Genomic DNA, 6,760 nt, shown 5'->3' with positions numbered 1-6,760 from the left:
ACAACAAGGTCTCGCGCTTCGTGCGCGAAGTGCCCGCCGGGCTGATTCAGGAAGTGCGCCTGTCCAACAGCGTGAGCCGTCCTTTCGGCGGGGGTCAGGCACAGAACTCGAGCAGCCTGTTCGGGGCTGCCGCCATCCCGGAAACCCAGTTCAATCTGGGCCAGCGGGTGCAGCATTCGGTTTTCGGCGAGGGCGTGATCCTCAACTTCGAAGGCTCCGGCGCCCAGGCGCGGGTGCAGGTCAACTTCGCCGAAGGCAGCAAGTGGCTGATGCTGGGGTACGCGAAACTGGAGGCGGTGTAACGGTTGGCTTCTCGGCCTTTTCGCGGTGCTCGGCGGCCGCGAAAAGGCCGACACTGCATCTTCCACAGGCAGTGAAATTTCCTACGCCGCTTTTCGCAATTACGCAAAAGCTCGAAACATGTTGTCACTAGCTATGTACAGCACACCTGTGCAACATGACTCGCGTGCAATCCACCTAACGGAATGAACCTATGCAACGATTTCTCAGCATGGCTCTGGCCCTTTGCATTGGCCTGACCATGAGCCTGGATGCCAGTGCCAAACGCTTCGGCGGCGGCAAGAGCATGGGCGCAGCCCCAACTCACCAGACGCGCCAGGCCGCGCCTGCAACCCCTGGTGCCACAGCCGCCGTACCGGGCCGTGCTGCCCCTGCCGCCAGCGGTGCTTCGCGCTGGTTGGGCCCTCTGGCCGGCCTCGCCGCCGGTGGTCTGTTGGCCTCCATGTTCATGGGCGACGGCTTCCAGGGCATGCAGATCTTCGACTTCCTGATCATGGCGGTCATCGCCTTCCTGATTTTCCGCTTCATCGCCGCTCGCCGTCGCAAGCAGCAAGGCCCGCAAATGGCCGGCGCCGGTGCACCTTACCAGCGTGAAACCATCAACCAGGCCCCTGCCCAGCCGTCGATCTTCGGTGGTGCAAGCGGTGCTTCCGCAGCCCGTCCGGTGATCAACGCGCCGGCCTGGTTCAACGAAGAGAACTTCCTGAACGCCGCACGCAACCACTTCCAGTCTTTGCAGCAGCACTGGGACGCGAACGAGATGGACAAGATCGCCGAGTTCGTGACCCCGCAGATGCTGCAATCGCTGAAGCAGGAACGCGCCGAGCTGGGTGATGGCTTCCAGTCCACCTACATCGACGATCTGCATGTACAGCTGGAAGGCGTGGATGATCGTGCCGAGAAGACTATCGCTACCCTGACATTCGTTGGTGTATCGAAGACTTCGCGCTTCGACAAGGGCGAACCCTTCAGCGAAAGCTGGAACATGGAACGCGCCCAGGGCGAAAACCAGCCTTGGCTGGTGGCCGGTATCCGCCAGAACTGATACGCGTCACGCTTTGCAAAGCCCCGGCCCTGGTCGGGGCTTTTGCATTTTGAACGTTGCATCCATTTCCAGCTAAGGTATAAACCGCAGCGCGTATTCTGGTCAGAGGAAAACATCGTGGAAGAAGTGATCGAGCAGCTCCGAGAAGCCAACGAACCAGTACCGGTTCCCCTGGAACTGCCAGACGAAGACCTGCTGGTCGAGATCGAAGAGCAGTTGTTCATCAACATTCCGTTCGTCTTCAAGGAATATCTGCTCACCGTCAGCGACGTGGTGTACGGCAGCCTGGAGCCGGTTACCGTGACCGATCCGCAATCGCACACCTACCTGCCGGACGTTGCGGCGACGGCATGGGACCTCGGCGTCCCGCGCGAGCTGATCCCGATTTGTCAGGACGGCGACGATTACTACTGTGTCGAAGAAGACGGCACCGTCGTGTTGTGGTCGGGCGAAGAAGAGTTGGTGACCGAGGAAAGCTGGGAATCGGTCTGGCACTGGGCGCGGGATGTCTGGCTGGAAAGCTGATCGGTACAGGCAGGTGTGACCTTTTCACCGCTCGATGGCGCGCCGCCAACCTTGTGGGAGCGGGTTCTACCCGCGAAGAGGCCAGACCTGCCTACCCAACTTCAATGCTCGACGTTGTTGTCCAGCGTCTCCAGCAAAGCCACCTGCATCCGCGTATGCACGCGAATGAACCAGCGCCACAACACGGCCACCACTGCGGCTGCCACCACGGCAATCAGCAGCAGCAATTCCAGGGTCGGCAGGATGCTCGCCGACAACGCGGCCAGCAGCACGAAAATCATCAGCAGCGACAATAGCGGAATGACTTCGGCAATGATGCGTCGAACCCGCTGGGTGTGCCTGCCCGCCATTTCCGGTTTCACGCCCATTTCCGCCAGGAGCATCGACAGCGCCTTGAGCTTGCGATAGGCGGCGATCAGGAACGGCAACGACAGCAGCAAAGCTGCGCCCCAGATCAAAGCTTTCTGCCCACCGGGCTCGGCCACCCATGTGGTCAGGTATCCACCGATCCGCTCGGCGAAATAGGCCCCGGCAAAGAAGATACCGATCACCAGCGCCAGGTTGACCCCTACCTGCAGGAGAATCTTGCGGATCATCGACGCCAGCATCGCGCTCTGCCCGCGCGGCTGAATGCTGCGCAGCCATTCCCCGTACATTCCCAGCACCCGCGCCATCCGCTGCGGCATCAAAGCGCCCAGACGATGGGAAAGCGGGTCTGCCGCCCGGATCAGGTACGGCGTGGACAAGGTCGTCAGCACCGATACCGCTACGGCAACGGGATAGAGGAAGTCGCTGGTGACCTGCAGGGTCATGCCCAGCGCTGCGATGATGAACGAGAACTCGCCGATCTGGGACAGCCCCATCCCCACTCGAAGGGACGTCTTGCCATCGTTGCCGGCGATGAATGCCCCCATCCCGCAGGAGACGATCTTGCCCAGCACCACCGCCACGGTGATGACCGCGATCGGCCAGGCGTAGGCGAGCAGGATGGCAGGGTCGAGCATCAGGCCGATGGCGACGAAGAAGATCGCGCTGAACATGTCGCGGATGGGTTCGATCAGCCGCTCGATTTTCAGCAGTTGCCGAGATTCGGCCATGATCGCCCCGATCAGGAAGGCGCCCAGTACCATGCTGTATTCAAGCTTGACCACCAGCAGGCAGAAGCCGAAGCACAGGCCCAGCACGGTCACCAGCAGCATCTCGTTGCTCTCGAAGGTGGCCACGTAGGCCAACAGACGTGGCACCACCAGGATCCCCACGACCAACGCGATCACCATGAACAGCGAGAGCTTGCCGACCGTGGAGAACACTTCACCGGAACTGACCGCACCGCTGACGGCGATACCCGACAGCAGGGCAATGATGCCGATACCCAGAATATCCTCGACGATCAGCACACCAAAGATCAATTGCGCAAACCGCTCGTTCTTCATCTTCAGGTCGTTGAGTGCCTTGACGATGATGGTGGTCGAGGAGATGGCAAGGATCGCACCCAGGAACAGCGAATCCATGGTGCCCCAATCGAACCAGCGGCCAATCTCGTAGCCGATCCAGATCATCAGCACGATTTCCAGGAACGCGGCGATGAAGGCCGTGGCGCCGACCTTGAACAACTTGCGCAGGCTGAATTCGAGCCCGAGGCTGAACATCAGGAAGATCACCCCCAGTTCGGCAAGGGTCTTGATGGTGTCTTCGTCATGGATCAAGCCGAAAGGCGGGGTGTGCGGGCCAATGATGAAACCCGCAACGATGTAGCCGAGCACCACCGGTTGCCGCAATCGGTGAAACAGGATGGTCACCATGCCGGCCACCAGCATGATCACTGCCAGGTCCTGGATGAAACTGATGGCATGCACGGTGATAGCCTCCTTTGCTATTCAGAATTACGGTACCAATTGTTTCAGGAGGCAGGTTAACACTGCCCATTGCAGGCAAACGTCGGTGCAATATGCGGAAACAGATCGCCGCTATGCCCTACGTAATGGCACGATAGACGTGACGGAGTAGCCTCGTTCAGCGTCCGCCTGTGGACGAGACCCGTCGTAAGTGGCCAACGCCAGAATAGGTGATGCCCCTGTACTTCTGCCAACCAACCGTGAGTTCACTATGGAACCTGGAAACGCCCAGCTGTCGATGACGGTGCTGATGACCCCTGACATGGCCAATTTTTCCGGCAATGTGCATGGAGGAACGCTGCTCAAATACCTCGACGAAGTGGCCTACGCCTGCGCCAGCCGCTATGCCGGCCGGTATGTGGTGACCTTGTCGGTGGATCAGGTGATTTTCCGCGAGCCGGTGCACGTGGGCGAGCTGGTGACCTTCCTGGCATCGGTCAACTACACCGGCAACACGTCGATGGAAGTGGGGATCAAAGTGGTCACCGAGAACATCCGCGAGCGTTCGGTGCGCCACACCAACAGCTGCTTCTTCACCATGGTGGCGGTGGACGACCAGCGCAAGCCCGCCCACGTACCGCCTTTGAAGCCACAGGATGCCGAGGGCACGCGGCGCTTCATCCAGGCGCAGCAGCGCCGGCAGATCCGCCAGGAGCTGGAAAAGCGCTACCGCGACCTCAAGGAAGAACCGATTTAAAGCGCCACGGCTTCGAAACGCAGGCGCGGATGCACGATTCGATCCTGGGCGCGCACCAACTCCAGTTCGTAGCTGGCGCACGCCTGGGTCTCCAGCAGCACTTCGTGCACTGCCGCGGCCGTGAATTCGAAAGCGGCCAGCCAATCATCGCCCAGCAGTAGCCTGGCCAGGAACAAACCGCTGGTCAGATCACCCACGCCCACTGGCTGGCGCGGAAACGCCAGCAGCGGACGCCGCAGGTGCCAGCTGCCTGTGGCGGTGACCAGCAGCATCTCGAAGTCTTCGGGTGATTTGCCGGGGTAGGCCAGATGTTTTACCAGCACCGCTTTCGGGCCCCGGGCCAGCAAGGCGCGCGCCATGGCCACGCAATCCTGCAGGGAGTCGGCCTTGCGGCCGCTGAAGCTGTCGAGCTCCAATTGGTTGGGACACAGCACGTCGGCTGCCGCCACGGCTTCATCGAGCAGAAAGTCGCTGACCTCGGCCGGCACCACGCAGCCTTTCTCCGCATGCCCCATCACCGGGTCACACAGGTACAGGGCCTTGGGATTGGCTGCCTTGACTCGCCGTACCACGCCCAGGATTGCCCGCCCCTGCGCAGCGCTGCCCAGGTAGCCGCTGAGCACCGCATCGCAGTTGCCCAACTCGCCAATCGTCGCAATCCCTTCGACCAGTGCGGGAATGTGTTGCGGCGCCAACACTTCTCCCGTCCACTGACCATACTGTGTGTGATTGGAAAACTGCACCGTATTCAATGGCCAGACCTTGACCCCCACTCGCTGCATCGGGAAAACCGCCGCGCTGTTGCCGGCGTGGCCGAACACGACGTGGGACTGGATGGCGAGCAGGTGTGGTGTACGTTTCATGCAAGGATTCCGGACCGGTGACAGGACTTCATGGCGCGCAGTATCGCGCGAAATGCAGCCTGTACGACAGACCGGAGACACAGTTAAGCTGCGAGCAACCGGTTGGAGCGCACGTTGATGTTGACCCTTGGCAATATGTTCATCCTGATGTTACTGGCCGCAGGTGCGGCTTGGTTGTGGCACAACCATGGCCTGCGCGAGAAGGCGTTGGAGCGGGTCAAGCAGCATTGCGGCAAGCTCGATCTGGAACTGCTCGACGACAACGTCGCCTTCAAGCGCTTTGCCTGGCTGGCCGATGCCAACGGCCGCAAGCGCCTGGCGCGGGTGTACAACTTCGAGTTCACCGTCACCGGCGAGCAGCGCCATGCAGGCATCGCCACGCAGTTCGGGCCGCACGCGGTGCAGATCGAGCTGGCACCCTACCCGTTCGAAGTGAAGACGCCGACCAGTGCCGAGGTCATCGAAATGAGCCAGTGGCGCCAGGAACACAAGCGCTGGCGCCCCTGAGGGTGTCAGTCCTGTGACGGATCCGGCACCTGTGCTCGCAACAACCCTTGCTGCAAGCGCGTTGCGTCCTGCGATGTGTCGAATATCAGCTCCACCCGTGAATCCCGACGCCACTCACTCGGTCTCCATTGGGCGGTTTGTCCTGCCAGCAAATTACTCGATCGCCACCCCTGCGTGCTGTGGATAACCAGCTTGGCGCGATGCCAACTTTCATTTTCCAGCCAACGCCCCAAGGTCTGCAGATCGAGCTGAACCTGTGGGTGCAAACGCCAGCCGATGCTCCAGCCATCAGGGTGATCCTGCACTTGGCATCGGACACGAGACTTATCCACCCATAGATCACCCAGCGCATTGGGGCTGTCTATCGGCTTGTCCACAAAAAGCGCGACAGGCTTATCCACAATCGGCAGTTGATCGAAGCGGATTTCATCGACGTCCCGCCACAGCATTTGAGCTGTGGGTAAATTTTTACTTATACACAGCTCATGAATATCGGATGCTTTGTTCATGATCAGCAATCCCGCAGTGCGCGCGGCTTCCAGCTGTACCGCAGGCAGCGCATTCCCCGCCCTGAGTGCCAGAGCGTCAAGCACCATCACCAGCGGTTGGACGGCCAGGACCCCGCGCCAAGGCGCTTCACCCAGTTGTGCGAGGATCTGCAATGGATGGCCCAGGCCCGACGGCTCGATGAACAATCGGTCCGGACGGGCACTACGCAGCAAGCGGGCAAGACCGATCTGAAACGGCGCTCCATTCACGCAGCACAGGCAACCCCCGGCGATTTCACCGATTGCGATACCATCGTCGGCTGTAGCCAGCAACGCGGCGTCTATGCCCACCAGACCGAATTCGTTGATCAAGACGGCCCAGCGTTCGTCCGCTGGCTTGCACGTCAGCAGATGACGAATCAGGCTGGTCTTGCCGGCGC

Annotated in this window: 7 protein-coding genes and 1 pseudogene; 5 read left to right on the top strand and 3 right to left on the bottom strand. The window is 60.8% G+C overall.

Annotation, left to right across the window (positions count from 1 at the left end; translation table 11 throughout):
• The 3 genes and pseudogenes from uvrD to B2V21_RS02275 form a co-directional block, all read left to right on the top strand.
• Positions 1–302, top strand: a pseudogene (uvrD, locus tag B2V21_RS02285) (DNA helicase II); the annotation flags it as partial.
• A gap of 191 nt (positions 303–493) precedes the next feature.
• The gene (locus B2V21_RS02280; RefSeq protein WP_049860408.1) at positions 494–1,345 is read left to right on the top strand and encodes a Tim44 domain-containing protein; all 852 of its coding nucleotides are present in this window, start codon (positions 494–496) and stop codon (positions 1,343–1,345) included.
• 117 nt (positions 1,346–1,462) lie between these two features.
• Positions 1,463–1,870, top strand: coding sequence for an SMI1/KNR4 family protein (locus tag B2V21_RS02275; RefSeq protein ID WP_049860409.1), 408 nt, complete (start codon positions 1,463–1,465; stop codon positions 1,868–1,870).
• 101 nt (positions 1,871–1,971) lie between these two features.
• Here the strand turns inward: B2V21_RS02275 and B2V21_RS02270 are convergent, their stop codons facing one another.
• Positions 1,972–3,726, bottom strand: a complete 1,755-nt coding sequence (locus B2V21_RS02270; RefSeq protein ID WP_286915918.1) for a cation:proton antiporter — start codon at positions 3,724–3,726, stop codon at positions 1,972–1,974.
• A 250-nt stretch (positions 3,727–3,976) separates the two neighbouring features.
• Here B2V21_RS02270 and B2V21_RS02265 point away from each other — a divergent pair, with 250 nt between their 5' ends.
• Entirely contained in the window at positions 3,977–4,462 is a 486-nt protein-coding gene (locus B2V21_RS02265) for an acyl-CoA thioesterase (RefSeq protein WP_049860411.1), read from the top strand.
• Here the strand turns inward: B2V21_RS02265 and pdxY are convergent.
• Positions 4,459–5,325, bottom strand: a complete 867-nt coding sequence (gene pdxY, locus B2V21_RS02260) for a pyridoxal kinase PdxY (RefSeq protein ID WP_049860412.1) — start codon at positions 5,323–5,325, stop codon at positions 4,459–4,461. The two genes, B2V21_RS02265 and pdxY, sit on opposite strands and share 4 nt — an antisense overlap.
• Positions 5,326–5,442: 117 nt before the next feature.
• Between pdxY and B2V21_RS02255 the strand changes: the two genes are divergently transcribed.
• Entirely contained in the window at positions 5,443–5,832 is a 390-nt protein-coding gene (locus tag B2V21_RS02255) for a DUF3301 domain-containing protein (RefSeq protein ID WP_049860413.1), read from the top strand.
• 5 nt (positions 5,833–5,837) lie between these two features.
• On the opposite strand, the gene B2V21_RS02250 is transcribed toward B2V21_RS02255, so the two are convergent.
• Positions 5,838–6,760, bottom strand: a 923-nt coding sequence (locus B2V21_RS02250; protein WP_286915917.1) for a CobW family GTP-binding protein, incomplete at its 5' end; no start/stop codon positions are given.

Source organism: Pseudomonas sp. UBA6276, assembly GCF_002438365.1.
Taxonomy (GTDB): domain Bacteria; phylum Pseudomonadota; class Gammaproteobacteria; order Pseudomonadales; family Pseudomonadaceae; genus Aquipseudomonas; species Aquipseudomonas coleopterorum.
This window is presented reverse-complemented; position numbering and strand designations above follow the sequence as displayed.

Excerpts from the sequence above, each read along its gene's own strand:
- pdxY (WP_049860412.1), bottom strand. The coding sequence starts at position 5,325 with ATGAAACGTACACCACACCTGCTCGCCATCCAGTCCCACGTCGTGTTC.
- B2V21_RS02255 (WP_049860413.1), top strand. The coding sequence starts at position 5,443 with ATGTTGACCCTTGGCAATATGTTCATCCTGATGTTACTGGCCGCAGGT.
- B2V21_RS02280 (WP_049860408.1), top strand. The coding sequence starts at position 494 with ATGCAACGATTTCTCAGCATGGCTCTGGCCCTTTGCATTGGCCTGACC.
- B2V21_RS02265 (WP_049860411.1), top strand. The coding sequence starts at position 3,977 with ATGGAACCTGGAAACGCCCAGCTGTCGATGACGGTGCTGATGACCCCT.